The sequence below is a fragment of the Vibrio sp. MA40-2 genome (assembly GCF_047302445.1).
Classification (GTDB): Bacteria; Pseudomonadota; Gammaproteobacteria; order Enterobacterales; family Vibrionaceae; genus Vibrio.
The window spans coordinates 1,781,647-1,802,556 of the sequence record NZ_CP178628.1 but is presented as its reverse complement, the minus strand read 5'-3'; the positions used below and the strand labels follow the sequence as shown (position 1 = coordinate 1,802,556).

Sequence of the window (20,910 nt, the reverse complement as noted above, 5' to 3'; positions counted from 1 at the left end):
AGTTCTTCATCAAAAATCTAGATTCAAAGCGTCATCAACCAACGCTTTTTGTTGTTTCATATGTACCGACATATAGCCGACCGCTGGAGATGCTGAAGCTGGTCTTCCAGAATATTTTAGAACACCATCTCGAATCGCATTACGGAAATTATGTTGACTACAATACCAAGCGCCTTGATTCTGTGGTTCTTCTTGACACCAAACAAAATCTTTTACGTTTTCATACTGCTCTATCAGATCACGCACTTCAAATAATGGGAATGGGTACAATTGTTCTATACGGATAATTGCCACATCACTTTGTTCGTTCTTGCGTCTTTGATCTAATAAATCGTAATAAACTTTACCTGAACAAAACACCACACGTTTCACTTTACTTGCTTCGATCTCATCAACTTCACCAATCGCAGGTTGGAAAGTGCCTTGTGCGAGTTCTTCAAGTGTTGAAGTACACAATGGGTGACGTAATAAAGACTTCGGCGACATTACCACCAGTGGACGACGCATAGGACGGACAACTTGACGACGAATCATATGGTAAACTTGTGCAGGTGTTGACGGCACAACAACTTGAATATTTTGCTCCGCGCACAACTGCAAATAACGCTCTAGTCGTGCCGATGAATGCTCCGGCCCTTGACCTTCATAACCATGCGGTAACAGCATCGTTAAACCACACAAACGACCCCATTTCTGTTCACCAGAGGAAATAAACTGATCGATAACCACTTGAGCACCGTTAGCGAAATCGCCGAATTGTGCTTCCCATAAGGTTAAACCACCAGGCTCTGCAGTTGCATAACCGTATTCAAACGCCAATACCGCCTCTTCAGACAGAACGGAATCAAACACTTGAAATGGACCTTGCTTAGAATGAACATTCTGCAATGGTACATAAGTGCTAGCATCTTCCTGATTGTGCAATACCGAATGACGATGAAAGAAAGTACCACGACCAGAGTCCTGACCAGAAATACGAATACGTTTACCATCATCAACCAGTGTTCCGTAGGCTAAAATTTCAGCCATACCCCAGTCGAGTGCTTTTTCTCCGTTAATCATTGCTCGACGGTCGTTATAAATCTTATTTACACGACTTTGTAACTTATGACTTTCCGGGTAATCGCACAGTTTTTCACCAAGATCTTTAAGTCGAGTAAGTTCATACTCGCTGTCCCACTCAATATTCCAGTCGTGTCCAAGATAAGGATTCCAATCCACGGAATGCATTTCCATTGGACGCCATTCTTTTACGACCACTTCACCATCATCGAGTGCATCACGGTAATCATTGACCAATTCGGTAGCTTTACCGATATCAATTTCACCACGATCAATCAACACATCAGCATAAAGCTTGCGTGGCGTTGGGTGTTTTTTGATTTTTTGATACATCAATGGCTGGGTAGCATTAGGTTCATCGGCCTCATTGTGACCATGACGGCGATAACACACTAAATCAATCACTACATCGCGTTTAAATGTATTTCGATAATCCAGTGCAATACGCGTTATAAAAGCAACAGCTTCTGGATCATCAGCATTTACATGGAAAATAGGTGCCTGTACCATTTTTGCAATATCAGTACAGTACATAGTTGAACGGGTATCTCTAGGGTTCGATGTGGTGAAGCCCACTTGGTTGTTAACAACAATTCTTACTGTTCCACCAACTTGGAATCCACGAGTACGAGACATATTAAAGGTCTCTTGTACAACACCTTGACCTGCAATAGCTGAATCGCCATGGATTGTGATTGGCAATACCATACTGCCATCTTTATCTTTAAGGCGATCTTGACGAGCGCGTACTGAACCAATAACTACCGGATTAACAATTTCTAAGTGAGAAGGGTTAAACGCGAGAGCTAAGTGTACATCGCCGCCAGGAGTAGCAAAGTCCGCAGAGAAACCTTGGTGATATTTAACGTCACCTGTACCCCAAGTCTCATCGTGCTTTCCGGCAAACTCATCAAATAGGTCTTGTGGCTTTTTGCCTAATACATTGACCAACATATTTAGACGGCCACGGTGAGCCATACCAATGACAACTTCACGCATGCCGGATTTACCAGCATGACGAATCAATTCTTTAGTCATTGGAATTAGTGCATCACCACCTTCTAGAGAAAAGCGTTTTGCACCCGGGAATTTAGCTCCTAAATAACGCTCTAGACCTTCAGCGGCAGTTAATTCATCAAGAAAGGTTGCTTTTTCTTCTGCTGTGAACGTTGGCTGGCCTAACACAGATTCTAAACGCTGTTGAACCCAGCGTTTTTGCTCTGTATTCGTCATGTGCATATATTCTGCACCGATTGAGCCACAGTAGGTCTTTTTCAACGCAGAATAAAGATCGCCTAACTGCATAGAATCTTGTGCTACTGCAAAAGAGCCTACATTAAAGGTTTCTTCAAAGTCATCTTGAGTAAGGTTGTGGAATGCAGGATCTAGGTCCGGACCAGGGTCACGTTCCCATATACCTAGTGGGTCTAGGCTAGCTGCTTGATGCCCTCTGAATCGATAGGCATTGATTAATTGTAAAACTTTTACTTGTTTAGCATCGACATCTGGATCACTAACTTGGACATTGTAATGCTTTGTCTCTTGAGCGAGTCTCCGGAAGTAGTCACGGACACGTGAGTGAGATTGTTCAGTCACCTCGGAAGATTGCGCAGGCAAATCTTCAAACACACGTTTCCATTCCTCACTGACCAGATCCGGATCACTTAGATACAGTTCGTAGAGTTCTTCTACGTAAGTTGCATTGGCGCCAGCCAAGTGTGAAGACTCGAGCCATGCCTTCATCACGCCGTTGTGCATATATTCCCTTAACCAGTAGTTTTCACTTTAATCCCGATTTATTCGGGCTTTCTGTTTATAGCCAGCACTGCAATAGGTTCACAGTGCTGGCAATGCCTATTTGTTCAATTTTGCTTACTCTCACAATATCGAGTAATTAAATATTGCTGTTGTTTCCTAATAAAGTTTAAACCGATCTATTCACTAGCATGGTTTTAATATGACCAATCGCTTTAGTCGGATTTAATCCTTTAGGACAAACACTTACACAATTCATGATGCCATGGCAACGAAAAACGCTAAATGCATCATCAAGATCTGACAAGCGTTCGTCTGTCGCCGTATCTCGGCTATCAATTAACCAACGATAAGCAGCAAGCAAACCGGCAGGTCCAATGAATTTATCTGGATTCCACCAGAATGATGGGCACGAGGTTGTACAACATGCACACATAATACATTCATATAAACCATCCAGATGAACACGTTCTTCTGGCAATTGTAAATTTTCTCTTGATGGTGGTTGATTACCATCTGAAATCAAGTACGGCTTAACTTTCTCATAATTATCATAAAATTGCGTCATGTCCACAATTAAATCACGAACTACGGGTAGGCCTGGTAGTGGTCTGATCACTATAGGGTTTTGTCCCATCAGTGCTGACAGTGGCGTAATACAAGCTAAGCCATTCTTACCATTCATATTCAAACCATCAGAACCACACACACCTTCTCGGCACGAACGACGGAAAGAAATTGATGCATCTTGTTCTTTCAACAGAATCAGCGCATCTAACACCATCATGTCAGTACCTTCATCCACTTCGAGTTCGTAATCCTTCATATAAGGTTTACTGTCTACATCTGGATTATAACGGTAAAGAGAGAAATTCAGTTTCATAGTATTCTACTCCCCTTAGTAAGTACGGACTTTAGGTGGAAAAGCATCACGATGCACAGGTTCCATATTGACATCTCGCTTAGACATTTCACCTGTTTCCGGATTATAGATAGAGTGGCACAACCACTGTTCATCATTTCGGTCAGGGAAATCGAATCGAGCGTGAGCACCACGGCTTTCTGTACGATAGTTAGCAGCGACCGCAGTAGCAAAGGCCGTTTCCATTAAGTTATCAAGCTCTAAACACTCAATACGTTGAGTATTGAACTCAGAAGACTTATCTGATAGGTGAGCATTATTTAAACGCTCACGAATCTCTTTTAACTCTTGAAGGCCATTTGCCATTGCATCACCTTCTCTAAATACTGAGAAGTTATTCTGCATACACGCCTGTAAATCCTTACGAATTTGAACAGGATCTTCACCTTTATCGCTATTTTCCCAACGCATTGTGCGAGCCAAAGATGCTTCGATATCAGACTCTGTTGCTGGACGAGCTTCTGATTGAGCAGCCAATGTGTCACCCAAATGAAGCCCTGTAGCACGACCAAATACCACCAAATCAAGCAATGAATTACCACCTAGACGGTTAGCACCATGCACAGATACAGATGCAATTTCACCACAGGCAAACAGGCCTTGAACTTCAATGTCAGCACCATTTGTATCTTGCTTAATCGCTTGTCCTGATACCTGAGTAGGCACTCCACCCATCATATAATGACAAGTCGGAATAATAGGAATCGGTTCTTTTACTGGATCCACATGAGCAAATGTACGCGACAATTCACAAATACCTGGCAATTTAGACTCTAGTACATCTTTACCTAGATGATCCAATTTAAGCTTGATATGTGGTCCCCATGGGCCATCGCACCCTCGACCTTCTCGGATTTCGATCATGATGGAACGAGCAACAACGTCACGTCCGGCCAAGTCTTTCGCATTTGGCGCATAACGTTCCATGAAGCGTTCACCGTCTTTATTGAGAAGATAACCACCTTCTCCACGACAACCTTCCGTCACTAATACTCCTGCACCAGCGATACCTGTTGGGTGGAATTGCCACATTTCGATATCTTGCATTGGCACACCAGCACGCAATGCCATACCAACACCATCGCCCGTATTAATATGAGCGTTAGTGGTCGATGAATAAATACGACCTGCGCCACCTGTGGCTAAAATAGTTGCTTTAGATTTAAAGTAATTTATTTCACCAGTTTCCATACAGATTGCGGTACAACCCATTATAGCGCCATCTTGGTTTTTAACTAAATCTAGCGCATACCATTCAGAGAAAATAGTGGTCTTATGTTTAATATTTTGCTGATAAAGCGTGTGCAATAATGCATGCCCGGTACGGTCAGCTGCCGCTGCAGTACGAGCGGCTTGTTCACCACCAAACTCTTTAGATTGTCCACCAAATGGACGTTGGTAAATAGAACCATCTTCAAAACGAGAAAAAGGTAACCCCATTTTTTCAAGTTCAATTACCGACTCAGGCCCATTTTTACACATGTATTCGATGGCATTTTGGTCACCGATATAATCGGAACCTTTCACCGTATCGTACATGTGCCACTGCCAGTTATCCTTATGGGAATTACCTAGTGCAACGGTAATACCACCTTGAGCGGATACAGTGTGCGAACGAGTAGGAAATACTTTTGATAGCAAAGCACAAGAAAGGCCTTGCTCTGAAATTTGTAATGCTGCGCGCATACCCGCGCCACCAGCACCGATGACAACTGCATCGAATTCACGAACCGGAATAGTCACTTACGCACCCCACAGAATAAATAGGCCAGAAAAGAAATACACAAATAAGATAGCAACTATTACACATTGTAACAGGCCACGAATAAGCGTTGGCTTGATATAGTCGGTTAGAACTTGCCATAAACCAATCCAGGCGTGAACAAGGACAGAAGTCAAAGCAAGCATGGTAAATGCTTTGGTAAACGTGCCACCAAAGAACGAGGTCCATGTGTGATAAGTTATATCGCCACTAAAAGCACAAAAACCAACAATGTAAATCGTATACAAAGTAAGGATAATTGCAGTAGCGCGGATAAGTAGGAAGTCATGAACACCATTACGACCTACAGAAGAAACAGAATTTACCATACCAAAATACCTCCAAGTAGCGACAATACTGCAGTAGCAGCAAAGGTTACTTTTGCAGTCATAACGCCAGATTCGAATTCTTCATAATGACCAAAGTCCATTATTAAATGACGAATTCCACCAACAATATGGTAGGCAAGTGCGGTTAGTATTCCCCATAAGACAAACTTGACCAAAAAGCTGTCGACGAGATCAGCTGCTTGCATGAAACCTTGAGGGGATGATAAAGATATTGATAACAGCCAAAGCAAAATACCAATGGCTACAAATGTGATTACACCAGTAACACGGTGCAAGATAGACACAATCGCAGTAATTGGAAAGCGTATGGTCTGCAAATCGAGATTGACAGGTCTTGACTTTCTTTCTTTCACGGGCTTGCTCACTCAGCTCCATTGAGCGTTTGTTTATTTATTACTTCGAATTTTGATAGATCTGGAGTTCTTTATGTGTCAACCTTACAAAACTTAACATCTAATTAACATTTTAACACTCAAATGACGGTTAAACATGTAAACAAAATGTTAATCAAGCGTTCAGATTTTAAAGTAATTATTTCTTTCTAGGCTTGAACTTATAAGGTCTCAACCACAAACTTCATTTACACTATACGTTTGGCAACAAATTAATACAATAATCTTAACAAAAAGTGCTACATGGCACATGTTTTTAACTTTTTAAATGTGGAAAACCTTAACAAGTGCACACAAACCTCTAGAAAAATTGACTTTACTCAAGATCCTGAGTAAAAAATGTCTCAGAACAAATCCCGGATAGACTAATTTTAAACAAAGGAGAATGTAATGGCAGATAAGAAGGCGACCCTTCATATAGAAGGTAAAGCTCCAATAGAACTGCCGATTATGGAAGGTACTTTAGGACCTGAAGTAATCGATGTACGTAAATTAGGTGCAAATGGATATTTTACATTTGACCCTGGTTTTTTAGCGACATCATCTTGCGAATCCCAAATAACATTCATCGATGGCGGAAAAGGTGTGTTATTACACCGAGGCTATCCAATAGATCAATTAGCTAACAAAGCAGATTACTTAGAAGTTTGCTATATCCTCCTATACGGAGAGGCGCCCAACAGAAAAGAGTACGACAATTTCAAAAAAATTGTTACGCGACACACAATGGTTCATGAGCAGATAGCAAGCTTTTTCCATGGTTTCCGTCGTGATGCTCATCCAATGGCTATTATGGTTGGGGTAGTAGGTGCCCTTGCAGCGTTTTATCACGACTCACTTGATATCAATAACGACAGCCACCGTGAGATTGCTGCATTCCGTTTACTATCGAAAATGCCAACACTGGCGGCAATGTGTTATAAATATTCTATTGGTCAACCGTTTATTTATCCTCGCAACGATTTAAACTATGCAGAAAACTTCTTGCATATGATGTTCGCTAACCCATGTGAGGATTATGAAGTTAATCCTGTTGTATCTCGTGCTATGGACAAAATATTTACATTGCATGCAGACCATGAACAAAACGCATCAACCTCAACGGTACGTTTAGCCGGTTCTTCAGGTGCAAACCCATTTGCCTGTATTGCCGCAGGTATTGCATCTCTTTGGGGGCCTGCTCATGGCGGTGCTAACGAAGCGTGCTTGCGTATGTTAGAGGAAATAGGCAGTGTTGATAATATTCCAGAATATGTCGACCGTGCCAAAGATAAAGAAGATCCGTTTAGATTAATGGGCTTTGGTCACCGTGTTTACAAAAACTATGACCCACGTGCAACAGTAATGCGTGAAGCCTGTCATGAAGTTTTAAAAGAGCTAAAAATCGAAGATCCATTGTTGGATGTGGCGATGGAATTAGAGCGTATCGCTCTATCTGACCCATATTTTGTTGAGAAAAAACTGTACCCGAATGTGGATTTCTACTCCGGTATCATCCTGAAAGCAATTGGTATCCCAATCTCTATGTTCACGGTTATTTTTGCAATGTCTCGTACTATTGGCTGGATAGCTCACTGGAATGAAATGCATGGCGATCCAGACAACCGTATCGGTCGTCCACGTCAGCTTTATACTGGTGAACAATTACGTGATTTTGAACCGTTGCACGAAAGAGAATAACAGTCACGATTAAATTGTAGTGTGCTGAGAGTTTATGGCGCACTACTTATTTACTCATAATCGGGCAAGTAATTGGTGTTCAGGTAGCTGATTAGTACTTGGATAACTGATTAACGGTTAAACAATAAAAGAGAAGCGTATTTTATCGCTTCTCTTTTTTATCCACACAATAATAAATTTATAAATCAATGAGTTACAAGAACTTTCTTTAAACAGGGTTATCGATATCAATAAACTCAACATCAAACCCATATTCTCGAGCTAACCACTCCCCTAACGCTTTCACCCCATAACGTTCGGTCGCATGATGACCCGCACTAAAAAAATGAATGTCCTGCTCTCTGGCTGAGTACGTTGTGCGTTCTGATATTTCCCCTGAAATAAAAGCATCAAGCCCTTTAGCTGCAGCTAAATCGATATAGTCTTGTCCTCCGCCAGTACACCAACCTACCGTTTTTATTGACTTGTTTACTTCTGAGGAAATGTGTAACGGTACTCGATTTAGAACAGATTCAATTTTTTGTGCAAACTCATCTGCCGAAAGCGTGGACTTTAGCGAACCATACATAGCAACAGATTGAGGCGTCGCTTCTAGGCCACCTTCAACCTCAATACCTAGTAATTGTGCAAGTTGCGCGTTGTTACCAAGTTCTGGGTGAATATCTAACGGTAAATGATAGGCGTAAAGATTAATGTCATTCTTTATGAGGGCTTTAATTCTTTCACCTTTCATTCCTCGAATCGGTTCAGGCTCGCCTTTCCAGAAGTAACCATGATGAACCAAAATAGCATCAGCATTTAAAGCTATTGCTTTCTCAATAAGAGCAATAGATGCTGTAACACCAGTCACAATTTTTTTAACTTGCGACGTTCCTTCTACTTGGAGTCCGTTTGGACAGTAATCTTTGATTAATTCAGGAGAAAGTTTTTGATTTAGCAGTGCTTCTAATTGCAAGTGATCCATTTTATGTTATACCAATATATAAAGTTAGCCTTGTTTCCAGAATACCACAGGACGTCAATAATGCAGGATAATGTCAGCAAAATAACGCAATGGATGATCGATAATCCACCAATATTACAACCTGATAAAGAACCTGCCACATGTAACCCATTTAAACAATTATCCTTACCTAACTACCAAGAATATAACGGAAACAGTCGATTAGGTTTTATCTATCAAGAACTATGTAAACGCCTTTTTGAGCATCATTCTGATTTTTCTGTTGTCGCAGATGAAATACAACTATTTGAAGGTAAGCAAACCATCGGAGCCATTGATTTTATCCTCAAACGGCAGCAAAAAATTGAACATTGGGAAGTCGCGATTAAGTTTTATTTATTACGAGGAGGACTCTGGTATGGTCCAGATAGTCGCGATAGGTTAGATATAAAACTGGATAGAATGCTTACCCACCAACTAGAAATGTCCAAAAGTGAAGCATTTATGCAACGCTTTCCCAATTTAGCCGATATTACACCAAAACTGCTCATGCATGGACGGCTATATATCAACCCATTTGAACCCGAAACAGTGCCTCAAGAGAGCGTTGGGTACACGATCAACCCATGTTCGATTGTCGGTAACTGGTGCTATCAACATCAACTACAGTTAGTAAATGAACCACTATACAAACTTAAAAAGTACGATTGGATTGCCGGCACTAACGCACTAACCGAAAAACTGACAGAACTTAGCGAGTATGCCGTACATTGCCAAACATTAAGCGGTGACTTTTGGTTTGTGGTACCTGACCATTGGCCTAAGTAATCAGTTAGATAGATCTTGTATACTCAAATCAATCAAATAGATAAATATGCTGACTGAAAATCCAATAAAAAACCGACACTTAACCGTATCGGTTTTCAAATTTATTAACTTTAAAATCGCGGTAGATTAACGCATTAAACAGCGATAAAACTATAGTCCTGCTTCTTTAAAGACTTGATTTACAATTTCTTGTGCTTCTTTTTCGATAGCTTTTAAATGCGCTTCACCTTTAAAGCTTTCACAATAAATTTTATAAATCTCTTCCGTCCCAGATGGACGAGCTGCAAACCAACCGTTTTCCGTGGTTACTTTCAATCCACCAATCGCAGCGCCATTACCAGGAGCATGAGTCAATCTTGCAGTAATACGCTCTCCTGCTAACGTTTCTGCTGAAACCATGTCAGGAGAAAGCTTAGATAAAACGCGTTTTTGCTCGGCATTAGCCACAGCAGATATACGGTTATACTCTGAAGAACCGTGTTTGGCGGCCAATTCTTCATAATATTGTTGCGGATTTTTTCCTGTCACAGCGGTAATTTCTGCACCTAACAAACACAATAAAATACCATCTTTATCAGTAGACCAAGGTGTACCGTCTTTACGTAGGAAAGAAGCACCAGCACTTTCTTCACCACCAAAGCCAAATGAACCATCGTATAAACCATCAACAAACCATTTAAAGCCAACAGGTACTTCACACAGATCTCGACCGAGATCGGCAACAACACGGTCGATTAATGCACTTGAAACCAGTGTTTTTCCTACCGCAACATTTTTCCCCCAACCGTCGCGATGGCGATAAAGGTAATCAATACATACCGCCAAATAATGATTAGGGTTCATCAGACCTTTAGGGGTAACAATACCATGACGATCGTAATCTGGGTCGTTACCAAATGCTAAATCGTAATCATCTTTTAATGCCAGTAAACTCGCCATAGCATAAGGTGAAGAACAGTCCATACGAATAGCGCCATCTTTGTCCAAAGACATAAATTGGAATGATGGGTCAATCGCTTCGTTAACTAAGGTTAAATCTAAATTATAGGTTTTCGCTATTTGTCGCCAATATTCGATGCCCGATCCCCCTAATGGATCTACGCCAATTTTGATATTGGCATTTTGAATCGCTTGCATATCAACAACATTAACTAAATCGTCAACGTAAGGTTGCACAAGGTCAACTTCAGATATAAGTTGCTTAGCTGCACCACTTGGCATGGCTTTAACACCAGTCATTTCATTCGCGATCAATTCATTAGCACGATCTTCAATAGCCTGGGTTAAGTCACCTTCTGCTGGGCCACCATGTGGTGGATTATATTTAATTCCGCCATCTTGAGGTGGATTGTGAGAAGGAGTAATGACAATCCCATCGGCTTTGTCATCATGTTGAAGGTTATAAGTCAAAATAGCGTGTGAAATACCAGGCGTGGGCGTAAAACCATTGTTTTCTTGAACAATCACTTTCACATCATTAGCAACCAATACTTCTATTACACTACAAAAAGCCGGTTCAGAAAGAGCGTGAGTATCCTTACCTAGAAATAAAGGCCCTGTAGTCCCTTTTTCCGCTCGAACTTCTGCTATGGCTTGTGCAATAGCAAGAATATGATTCTCATTAAACGTCTCTTTTTCTGAACAACCACGATGACCAGACGTACCAAACGCAACACGTTTTGCGGTGTCTTCACTATCAGGCTGCAACAAATAATAACTTGATACTAATGCAGGAATATTGGTGAGATCTTGTTGTTGGGCTTTCTGCCCAGCTCGGGGATGCATTGCCATTTTGTAATCCTTTAATAACTAAAGCCTAAATAAAAAGCCTCATAACGACATCTGAGGAATCAGTTCATTATGAGGCTTATATACATTTGAATACCACAGCACAAATCAAAAATTAAATCGAACTGCACACTTTTTCTATTAAATCTTGCTGGAAGTTCATTCTGGTCATCAACTGATCAACCATTTGACGTTTTCTATTGGTGTTATTATTAGTAATAACCCAGAATGGTGTATTTGGTATAGAGCGAGGTTTGGTTGTTTTGCCACTGGCTAAAAGTACGTCTTCATTATCAGCAAAATAAACACGTGTTCGCCCTTTCACTTGAGTAGCTTCTGCAAAACTTTCATTGTTTATACGGTATAACGTAGACAAAACTTGTAGAAAACGATCTATTGCTTTGTTACTTTCTGAATATTCATCAGAGATAAGTAACATTCGCATCGCTTTCACACCATTAACTTTCTCGGTATTCCCTGCATCTTTACTCACAACAATACCAACTGGTTCTTTGGTAGCAAGAGGCACTTTCTGCGCGCCTGTAGCTTCTGCGATTTGAGGTAAACCTTGCTTATCCTCAGCTACAATCAGCAAACGGCGCAATATATCTGACGCGCTTTCACCAATATGCTGAGTCTGACTTGCAATATAACGGTATAGATCCTCATCAACTTCAATTGTTTTCATTCGCTTTTCACAATCTCACTGTATTAATATCTGGTTGATTATACTCATTCAAACATAAGATGCGAGTTTCCAAGATCGTATTTCTGCATTTTTGGGTTGCACAGCGACATTTGGATTACTACCATGAACGTTCTTTCCCTTTTTTATCGAAAATAAATACAATGTCTGAGCTGCTCAACTATAAACTTCAAGGCAAGGGGCCAACGGTAGTATTAATACACGGTCTATTTGGTAATCTAGACAATTTAGGACTTCTGGCTCGAGAACTCGAACGCGATCATCAGGTCTTGTCTATGGATTTGCGAAACCATGGCTTGTCGTTTCATTCAAATGAACATACTTATTCAGCAATGGCAGACGATGTTCAGCAGTTAATTACCTCACTAGAGCTAAAAAATATCACGTTAATTGGCCACTCAATGGGTGGCAAAGTGGCAATAAAACTTGCGAGCCAATATGCAGATAATATCAATAAACTTATCGTCTTAGACATGGCGCCTGTTGCCTACATAAAAAGAAAGCATGACAATGTTTTTGCTGGTCTACAAGCGGTACAAGCAACCCAGCCTCAAACTCGCGTTGCAGCGATGGAAATATTAGCACAGCACATAGAATTAGATGGTGTTAGGCAGTTTTTGAGTAAATCATTATTTCGCTCTGAAACAGGATTCAACTGGCGTTTTAATGTTAAATCTATAATGGATAATTATAATTATATTCTCGGTTGGGATCGTATTGAAAAGACTCGAATTCCGACCTTATTTATTAAAGGTGGCGAGTCTGACTATCTAACTCAAGAACAGCAACCATTGATACAAGCTCAATTCGCCGATGCAAAAGCTCATGTTATTGCTAATACTGGCCATTGGTTGCATGCAGAAAAGCCACAAGAAGTGATTAGAGTTATAAGACGATTTCTCGATAAAAAATAGACTGCTAAACTGTGCTGCTTCACATTAACTTTAATGATTAACAGTGGTATAGTTCACCCACAAATTTGGTATAAAGGGCAACTATGCTTTACGAGTATTACGATTTATTGGAATCCATCGGTTTAGATCTTTTATTTGCGTCTATTTTTTTCCTCATAGGGATGGCGATAAAAGATGTACTTAAGCAGGGTAATGTTCCAGTATTTGGTCAACGTATCGTATGGATGGTTCTATTTTTAGGCTGCGCTGGATTCATTGCCAAAGGCATTATCCAAATAGCTTGGGAAGGAACTGGTTTAGGTTAACCAGAATTCGTCAAAGCTAGGCGGTAGTAACATACTGTCCATAGCGCGTTTGGCCAACATCACAAATTATCAATAGGTATACAAATATGGCAAGTGTAGGTCTCTTCTTTGGCAGTGACACCGGCAACACAGAAGCTGTCGCTAAGATGATTCAAAAACAATTGAGTAAAAAACTGGTTCACGTTCAAGACATCGCGAAAAGTAGTAAAGAAGATATCGACAACTTTGATCTTCTTATACTGGGTATACCAACTTGGTACTACGGAGAAGCACAATGTGACTGGGATGACTTTTTCCCTGAATTAGAAGACATAGATTTTTCTACTAAGCTTGTTGCTATTTTCGGTTGCGGTGATCAAGAAGATTACGCCGAATATTTCTGTGATGCGATGGGAAATATCCGCGATATCGTCGAAGCAAAAGGCGGAACTGTTTTAGGCAACTGGCCAACAGAAAGCTACGAGTTTGAAGCATCAAAAGCGCTTATCGACGACGAAACATTTGTTGGTTTGTGTATTGATGAAGATCGTCAACCGGAACTGACTGATGAACGAGTGTCAAACTGGGTTAAGCAAATTTACGACGAGATGTGTCTTGCCGAGCTTGAAGACTAAGCTTTGTAGCTGCCCCGTCGTTTCAATTACGATATATCGAAAATGCCTCTTAGAGGCATTTTTTATTCGCTAAGATTATTGTTCTTCTCTTATACTATTGTTCTTCTCTATATTGCGGTTTCTTTCTTACATACAGTTTTCTTTGTACTTCCGCGACAATAACCCCATTATTATCTTTCACGTAGGTCATAAATTGCGGGAAACACTTTTCTCCATTGGCGGTATTATTCAAAATGTCATCTAACATGGCCTGCGTAATTTGAAAATCAGCATATAAATCTGTTTTTCCTGGTTTAATAAAGTTTATACTCGCTTCTTTATCCCACACAAAATACTTATCACCAAGTATCCCCATCAACATCAAAGCGTAAACGGGATCCGTTAAAGAAAAAATACTCCCACCATATTGAGTTCTATTGGCGTTCTTATTCCACCAACGTAACTTTAGTTTGATGTTTACATTGCGAAAGTCTTCACTGATATTGGTTATTTTGATGCCCGCCCCCCAAAATGGAGGCCAACTGTTAAGTGCATGTCTCACTAAATTTGGCTTATACAGCTTTGCTAACGTTTTATTCATAATCACCTCAGTGTTAACAAAATGTTATTTATAGGTTACAGTAACTAAAATTATTAACTTATTACAACTTTTCTTGTTAAGCCTCTGACGTTTGAGGTTTAATGTTAATGAATGCTACCCTATAATGTGTAATATTGATGCTGTCGCATTTAAGAAATTAGTTCGCCTACAGGAAAGAATATGTCAGATAACAATAAAGCGCTTAAAGATGCGGGATTGAAAGTAACATTACCTCGCTTAAAAATACTTGAAGTGCTTCAACAACCACAGTGTCAACATATTAGCGCAGAAGAGTTATATAAGTTGCTAATAGATCAAGGTGAAGAAATAGGCCTTGCTACGGTTTATCGTGTTTTAAACCAATTTGATGACGCAGGAATTGTCACTCGACATCATTTTGAAGGTGGAAAATCTGTATTTGAATTATCCACTCAACACCATCATGATCATCTAGTTTGCTTAGACTGTGGCGCCGTGATTGAGTTTTCAGATGACATGATAGAGAAACGCCAACAAGAAATCGCAGAGTCATATAACATAGAGCTGACCAATCACAGTCTCTATCTATATGGAAAATGCAGTGTTGGAAATTGTAAAGAAAATCCGGAACTGCATAAAATTAAGTAACCGAATAATAATAGACAATGGATGCAAACTAAAACGCCTAAGGTAAATTACCCTAGGCGTTTTTATTTTCATTATTGCTTTGTACGAGTAGCAAGTTAACCTGAGCTCTAGATAAGATGGCTTTGAATTCAGGTTATTTAGTAAGCTTGGTGGCTATACGCTTTGCTTTGCCCATGTATCGCGTAGCCCTACTGTACGATTAAAGACTAACGCCTCTGGCTTCGAATCTTTACTATCTGCACAAAAATACCCAGTACGCTCAAACTGCACGCCTTGTTCTGGTAATGCGGCCATTAAACTTGGTTCTACATAACCATTTTTAATCAACAAAGACTCTGGGTTAATTGTGGCTTTAAAATCTTCAGCAGCAGCTGGATTGGGTACTGTAAATAAGCGATCATATAATCGAATTTCTACAGGTAGCCCTTTATCAGCAGACACCCAGTGTATCACTCCTTTTACTTTACGACCGTCTGCTGGGTTTTTACCTAGCGTTTCGGTATCGTAACTGCAAAATATAGTGGTGATATTGCCTTGAGCATCTTTTTCTATTCGCTCAGCTTTAATCACGTAAGCGCCACGTAAACGAACTTCTTTCCCCAATACTAGACGCTTATATTTTTTGTTAGCTTCTTCACGGAAATCGTCTCGCTCAATCCAAATTTCACGGGTAAAAGGCACTTCACGGCTACCCATTTCGGGATTATTTGGATGATTTGCAACATTCAGGATTTCAATTTTATCTGCTTCAAAGTTTTCCAGCACAACCTTAATAGGATCTAACACGGCCATTGCGCGAGGTGCATTCTCATTCAAATCATCACGAATACACGATTCAAGTGAGCTAAACTCAATCATATTTTCTTGCTTTGTTACACCTATGCGTAAACAAAACTCACGAATAGAAGCAGCGGTAAATCCACGGCGACGTAAGCCAGAAATGGTCGGCATACGTGGATCATCCCAACCGTTGACGAGCTTTTCTGTAACCAATTGATTCAATTTACGCTTAGACATCACAGTATATTCAAGATTTAAACGGCTAAATTCGTACTGTCGAGGCTGACAATCAATGGTAATATTGTCCAAAACCCAATCATATAAACGACGGTTATCTTGAAACTCTAACGTACAAATAGAATGAGTTATCCCTTCTAACGCATCAGAAATACAATGAGTGAAATCGTACATTGGATAAATGCACCATTTATCGCCGGTTTGATGATGTTGAGCAAAACGGACGCGATATATAACCGGATCTCGCATCACCATAAATGGAGATGCCATATCAATCTTAGCTCGTAGACACGCGGTACCTTCTGCAAATCCACCATCACGCATTTTTTCAAATAACGATAGGTTCTCTTCAACCGTACGATCACGATATGGGCTATGTTTACCCGGCTCTTTTAACGTACCTCGGTATTCGCGAATCTGATCAGGACTCAGTTCATCAACATACGCCAAACCTTTATTAATAAGTTCAATCGCGTAACCATAAAGGTGGTCAAAATAATTTGAAGAATAATGGATATCTCCTGACCATTGAAAACCTAGCCAATTCACATCATTTTTAATCGACTCTACATATTCGATGTCTTCTTTTTCTGGGTTAGTATCGTCAAATCGAAGATTACACTGACCCTGATAATCCTGAGCAATACCAAAATTCAAACAAATGGATTTAGCGTGACCGATATGCAGATAGCCATTTGGCTCTGGCGGAAATCGGGTATGCACGCTAGTGTGTTTGCCATCCGCTAAATCTTTATCAATGATTTGGCGAATAAAATTTGATGGACGAGCCTCAGCTTCAGTCATCTATGCACCCTCTAGTCTAATGTCAAAAAATAGTTTCGCTAATGATCCACGATTCACCATATTTACACAACTAAAACAGAACATTTCTTGCCAAATTACTTATCAGTAGAATAAAAAAACCTCCCAAAAATGGGAGGTTAGTGTATGAAAAGCAATTTTACGCAGATTTAACGCGTAGAAGCAGGGATATTTTTCATTTCGCCCGCAATAATTTCAGCTAACGGCCCAAGAATAACTTGTACATTATTACTGCCAAGTTTTACTACTCCCATCGCGCCAAGTGCTTTCAATTCATTTTCATTGATAACACTCATATCAATTACTGTTAAACGTAAACGCGTAATACACGCATCAATATTCCGTAAGTTTTCATGTCCACCAAGTACAGCCAAATATTGTTTTGCTAATTCAGCAGTATCATCACTCGCAGACGAAGAACTCGCTTCATTCATTTCATCACTTTCACGGCCCGGAGTCTTAAGACCAAACTTAACGATAGCCCAACGGAAGACGAAATAATAAATACCAAAGAACGCAAAACCTTGAACAATCAGCATATACCATTTATTTGCTAATGGGTTTTGTGCAGAAAGCACCATATCGACCAGACCTGCAGAAAATCCAAAACCAGCAGTCCAGTTCATGATATCTGCAATATAAAGGGACAGCCCCGTTAATGCGGCATGTAGAACATACAGTACAGGCGCCAAGAACATAAAGGAGAATTCAAGTGGCTCAGTCACACCGGTAAAGAAAGAAGCAAAACCTGCAGCAATCATTATAGAAGCTACTCGAGTTTTGTGCTCTGGTTTAGCCGTATGATAAATAGCCAAAGCAGCACCAGGTAAACCAAACATCATAATTGGGAAGAAACCAGCCATATAGCGACCTGTTTCACCCACAACACCAACGCCAGCTTCAACTGCGTTTGGTGTCCACCAATTACCTAAGTCATTGATTCCAGCCATATCAAACCAGAATACAGAGTTTAATGCATGGTGGAGACCGACTGGAATCAAGAGGCGGTTAAAGAAGCCATACAAACCTGAACCTACTTCACCCAAACCAACGATATTTTCACCAAACGAAATCAATCCACCGAAAATAATTGGCCATGCAAACATGAGAACAAAAGAGGCGCCAATTGCAGCGAATGAAGTTAAAATAGGTACTAAACGTTTACCACTAAAGAACGCTAACGCTTTATGAAGTTCAACTTTATAGTAGCGATTGTAAATTTCAGCAGCACCAATACCCGATAAAATACCGACAAATTGATTGCCAATCTTATTGAAAGCAAGTGTCGAGCCTTCATCCAATGTCACTAAGCCAATAGCTTCAACTGAACCTGCACTACACAAGGTTGTTATCACCATATAGCCAACAAAACCAGCAAGCGCAGCTGCACCGTCTTTGTCTTTAGACATACCGTACGCAACACCAATAGCAAACAATACTGACATATTGTCAATAATTGCTGCACCCGCTTTGATTAAAAAGGCGGCAAACGCATTATTGCCACCCCAACCTGTCGGGTCGATCCAATAACCGATCCCCATGAGTATTGCGGCTGCTGGTAATGTTGCTACCGGAACCATCAATGCTTTACCTACTTTTTGAAAATATCCAAGAATATTCACTTTGCATTCCCTCCTATAGGAAATCAGTTTGGTTCGAAAGACTTATTTTAGCTTTCTAATTTAGTCCTGTTCAGTTTATGTGCATAATTTTACTTCGCAAATTAATCAAGGTAAAAGTTTGACTCACGTCACTTTTTATTCGTACCTAAAGTACTTTTTGCTAGCACGATCATAAAACTTATTTTATGATTCGAATTAACAAAGACGAAGTACTAATATTACTTTACTTTCCACATGAAATTGAGGTGCAAAAATGAGATTAATTCCACTTAACACATCGGAACATATTGGTTTATGGTCAGCAAAATATATAGTTAATCGTATTAATAAGTTTAAACCAACTAAGGGCAATCCGTTTGTATTAGGCTTACCGACTGGAGGAACACCTCTTAATACCTACAAACACTTAATTGCACTTTATAAAGCTGGTGAAGTAAGTTTTGAGAACGTAGTAACATTTAACATGGATGAATATGTTGGGCTGCCAGAAGATCATCCCGAATCATATCGAACCTTTATGTATGAAAACTTTTTTAATCATGTTGATATCCAAGAAAAAAACATTAACCTACTGAACGGAAACACCTCAGATCATGAGGAGGAATGCAGGCAATATGAAGAGAAAATTCGCTCATTCGGCCAAATTCATCTCTTTATGGGTGGCGTCGGAAATGATGGTCACATTGCATTCAACGAGCCAGCGTCTTCGTTATCTTCTAGAACACGGATAAAAACACTAACTGAAGATACGCGTATCGCTAACTCTCGATTTTTCGACAATGATGTTAATCAAGTACCTAAATATGCATTAACTATTGGTGTAGGTACCTTGCTTGATTCTAAAGAAGTCCTTCTGCTGGTTTCCGGACACAACAAAGCATTAGCTTTGCAGGCGGCTGTTGAAGGTTGCGTTAATCATCTTTGGACCATTTCAGCATTACAACTGCATGCAAAATCTATCATTGTATGTGACGAAAGCGCGACTCAAGAGCTAAAAGTAAAAACAGTAAAATACTTTAAAGAGTTAGAAGCCAAAGAGATCCAACACCTTAAGTAACAGGATAATATTTATGTACGCGCTAACCAACTGTAAAATATTCACCGGTAGTGAAGTAGTGCAAAACGCTTCACTACTGATTGAAAATGGAATCATACATTCTATCTGCTTAGACACAGCTCTCGCCAAAGACATCAAATCTATTGACCTAAATGGTGCCAACATAAGCCCAGGTTTTATAGATTTGCAATTAAATGGTTGTGGCGGAGTAATGTTTAACGATGACATATCAGTAAAAACACTCGAAACAATGCATCGAGCAAACCTGAGATCAGGTTGTACTAGTTTTCTACCAACACTGATCACTTCATCAGATAGTAATATGCAACAAGCAATTGAAGTTCAGCGTGAATACAATACCCGGTACCAAAATCAGGCACTGGGTTTACATTTAGAAGGACCTTATCTAAATATAGAAAAAAAAGGCATTCATAATCCCGAGTTTATTCGCCAAGCCGATAATATGATGATTGATTATATCTGCTCTAATAGTCAGTTAATCTCCAAGGTCACTTTAGCTCCGGAACAAAATAAACCTGAACTCATTGAACGTTTAAAAAACGCTGGCATTGTCGTCTCTATGGGACACACTAATGCCACTTATGCACAAGCAAAACAAGGTATCGAATCTGGAATTAGTTTCGCCACTCATTTATTTAACGCGATGACACCAATGCTTGGTCGGGAACCAGGCGCAGTAGGCGCTATTTTTGATTCTCCAGAGGTATATGCAGGCATTATTGTCGATGGCTTTCATGTGGATTATGCCAATATCCGTATTGCCCATAAAATTAAAGGGGAAAAGCTTATATTAGTGACGGACGCCACAGCTCCCGCCGGTGCAGATATGGATCACTTTATTTTTGTTGGAAAGAAAGTATATTATCGCAATGGCAAGTGTGTAGATGAAAATGGCACGCTTGGCGGTTCGGCACTTACCATGATTGAGGCGGTGCAGAATAGCGTGGAACAGGTAGGATTAGAATTAGATGAAGCATTAAGAATGGCGACGCTTTATCCTGCACAAGCAATAGGTGTAGAGAATAAGTTAGGCCAAATTAAAGCTCAAATGGTCGCTAACCTTACCATTTTTGACGATAAATTTAAGGTTCAAGCAACCGTTGTAAACGGACAATACCAGAGAAATTAACGATAGTTTGCGAG

19 protein-coding genes are annotated in these 20,910 nt (G+C 40.1%); 8 read left to right on the top strand and 11 right to left on the bottom strand.

What is annotated here, in order from left to right:
• Positions 1 to 9: 9 nt before the first annotated feature.
• The 5 genes from sucA to sdhC form a co-directional block, all read right to left on the bottom strand.
• On the bottom strand, positions 10 to 2,820 hold the full coding sequence (gene sucA / locus ACLKML_RS15845; protein WP_413284000.1) for a 2-oxoglutarate dehydrogenase E1 component: 2,811 nt from the start codon (positions 2,818 to 2,820) through the stop codon (positions 10 to 12).
• Positions 2,821 to 2,986: 166 nt separating this feature from the next.
• Positions 2,987 to 3,700 (bottom strand): succinate dehydrogenase iron-sulfur subunit, encoded by a 714-nt coding sequence (locus ACLKML_RS15840; RefSeq protein ID WP_413283999.1) that lies wholly within the window; start codon positions 3,698 to 3,700, stop codon positions 2,987 to 2,989.
• Between the two features lie 15 nt (positions 3,701 to 3,715).
• A complete protein-coding gene (gene sdhA, locus ACLKML_RS15835) occupies positions 3,716 to 5,482 on the bottom strand; it encodes a succinate dehydrogenase flavoprotein subunit (protein WP_413283998.1) in 1,767 nt (588 codons plus the stop codon).
• A complete protein-coding gene (gene sdhD / locus ACLKML_RS15830) occupies positions 5,483 to 5,830 on the bottom strand; it encodes a succinate dehydrogenase, hydrophobic membrane anchor protein (protein ID WP_317716398.1) in 348 nt (115 codons plus the stop codon).
• The gene (gene sdhC / locus ACLKML_RS15825) at positions 5,824 to 6,216 is read right to left on the bottom strand and encodes a succinate dehydrogenase cytochrome b556 subunit (protein WP_413283997.1); all 393 of its coding nucleotides are present in this window, start codon (positions 6,214 to 6,216) and stop codon (positions 5,824 to 5,826) included. Before sdhC ends, sdhD begins: the two co-directional genes overlap by 7 nt.
• A 417-nt stretch (positions 6,217 to 6,633) precedes the next feature.
• Between sdhC and ACLKML_RS15820 the strand changes: the two genes are divergently transcribed.
• A complete protein-coding gene (locus ACLKML_RS15820) occupies positions 6,634 to 7,923 on the top strand; it encodes a citrate synthase (RefSeq protein WP_413283996.1) in 1,290 nt (429 codons plus the stop codon).
• A 208-nt stretch (positions 7,924 to 8,131) separates the two neighbouring features.
• Here ACLKML_RS15820 and ACLKML_RS15815 read toward each other — a convergent pair whose 3' ends face one another.
• Entirely contained in the window at positions 8,132 to 8,887 is a 756-nt protein-coding gene (locus ACLKML_RS15815) for a Nif3-like dinuclear metal center hexameric protein (RefSeq protein WP_317716401.1), read from the bottom strand.
• A gap of 60 nt (positions 8,888 to 8,947) precedes the next feature.
• On the opposite strand from ACLKML_RS15815, the gene ACLKML_RS15810 reads away from it, so the two are divergent.
• Positions 8,948 to 9,694, top strand: a complete 747-nt coding sequence (locus tag ACLKML_RS15810) for a DUF1853 family protein (RefSeq protein ID WP_413283995.1) — start codon at positions 8,948 to 8,950, stop codon at positions 9,692 to 9,694.
• A 150-nt stretch (positions 9,695 to 9,844) separates the two neighbouring features.
• On the opposite strand, the gene pgm is transcribed toward ACLKML_RS15810, so the two are convergent.
• Both pgm and seqA read right to left on the bottom strand, forming a co-directional pair.
• On the bottom strand, positions 9,845 to 11,485 hold the full coding sequence (gene pgm / locus ACLKML_RS15805; RefSeq protein WP_413283994.1) for a phosphoglucomutase (alpha-D-glucose-1,6-bisphosphate-dependent): 1,641 nt from the start codon (positions 11,483 to 11,485) through the stop codon (positions 9,845 to 9,847).
• 112 nt (positions 11,486 to 11,597) lie between these two features.
• Positions 11,598 to 12,170: a replication initiation negative regulator SeqA gene (gene seqA, locus ACLKML_RS15800; protein WP_413283993.1), complete on the bottom strand. Its 573-nt coding sequence runs from the start codon at positions 12,168 to 12,170 to the stop codon at positions 11,598 to 11,600.
• A 161-nt stretch (positions 12,171 to 12,331) separates the two neighbouring features.
• Here seqA and ACLKML_RS15795 point away from each other — a divergent pair, with 161 nt between their 5' ends.
• From ACLKML_RS15795 to fldA, 3 genes are all read left to right on the top strand, one after another.
• A complete protein-coding gene (locus tag ACLKML_RS15795; protein WP_413283992.1) occupies positions 12,332 to 13,102 on the top strand; it encodes an alpha/beta fold hydrolase in 771 nt (256 codons plus the stop codon).
• Between the two features lie 83 nt (positions 13,103 to 13,185).
• On the top strand, positions 13,186 to 13,407 hold the full coding sequence (locus ACLKML_RS15790) for a DUF2788 domain-containing protein (RefSeq protein ID WP_317716406.1): 222 nt from the start codon (positions 13,186 to 13,188) through the stop codon (positions 13,405 to 13,407).
• 86 nt (positions 13,408 to 13,493) lie between these two features.
• The gene (fldA, locus tag ACLKML_RS15785) at positions 13,494 to 14,021 is read left to right on the top strand and encodes a flavodoxin FldA (RefSeq protein ID WP_317716407.1); all 528 of its coding nucleotides are present in this window, start codon (positions 13,494 to 13,496) and stop codon (positions 14,019 to 14,021) included.
• Between the two features lie 94 nt (positions 14,022 to 14,115).
• Here fldA and ACLKML_RS15780 read toward each other — a convergent pair whose 3' ends face one another.
• Positions 14,116 to 14,601 carry a DUF4442 domain-containing protein gene (locus tag ACLKML_RS15780; protein ID WP_413283991.1) on the bottom strand — a complete coding sequence of 162 codons (486 nt, stop codon included), beginning with the start codon at positions 14,599 to 14,601 and terminating at the stop codon, positions 14,116 to 14,118.
• A gap of 180 nt (positions 14,602 to 14,781) precedes the next feature.
• Here ACLKML_RS15780 and fcrX point away from each other — a divergent pair, with 180 nt between their 5' ends.
• The gene (gene fcrX / locus ACLKML_RS15775) at positions 14,782 to 15,228 is read left to right on the top strand and encodes a ferric iron uptake transcriptional regulator FcrX (protein ID WP_317716409.1); all 447 of its coding nucleotides are present in this window, start codon (positions 14,782 to 14,784) and stop codon (positions 15,226 to 15,228) included.
• A 153-nt stretch (positions 15,229 to 15,381) separates the two neighbouring features.
• Here the strand turns inward: fcrX and glnS are convergent, their stop codons facing one another.
• Together glnS and nagE are read right to left on the bottom strand one after the other, a co-directional pair.
• On the bottom strand, positions 15,382 to 17,049 hold the full coding sequence (glnS, locus tag ACLKML_RS15770) for a glutamine--tRNA ligase (RefSeq protein WP_413283990.1): 1,668 nt from the start codon (positions 17,047 to 17,049) through the stop codon (positions 15,382 to 15,384).
• Positions 17,050 to 17,216: 167 nt separating this feature from the next.
• A complete protein-coding gene (gene nagE / locus ACLKML_RS15765; protein ID WP_413283989.1) occupies positions 17,217 to 18,689 on the bottom strand; it encodes an N-acetylglucosamine-specific PTS transporter subunit IIBC in 1,473 nt (490 codons plus the stop codon).
• A gap of 253 nt (positions 18,690 to 18,942) precedes the next feature.
• Between nagE and nagB the strand changes: the two genes are divergently transcribed.
• Both nagB and nagA read left to right on the top strand, forming a co-directional pair.
• Positions 18,943 to 19,746 carry a glucosamine-6-phosphate deaminase gene (gene nagB / locus ACLKML_RS15760; protein WP_413283988.1) on the top strand — a complete coding sequence of 268 codons (804 nt, stop codon included), beginning with the start codon at positions 18,943 to 18,945 and terminating at the stop codon, positions 19,744 to 19,746.
• Positions 19,747 to 19,759: 13 nt separating this feature from the next.
• Positions 19,760 to 20,896 (top strand): N-acetylglucosamine-6-phosphate deacetylase, encoded by a 1,137-nt coding sequence (nagA, locus tag ACLKML_RS15755; protein ID WP_413283987.1) that lies wholly within the window; start codon positions 19,760 to 19,762, stop codon positions 20,894 to 20,896.
• Positions 20,897 to 20,910 lie beyond the last annotated feature (14 nt).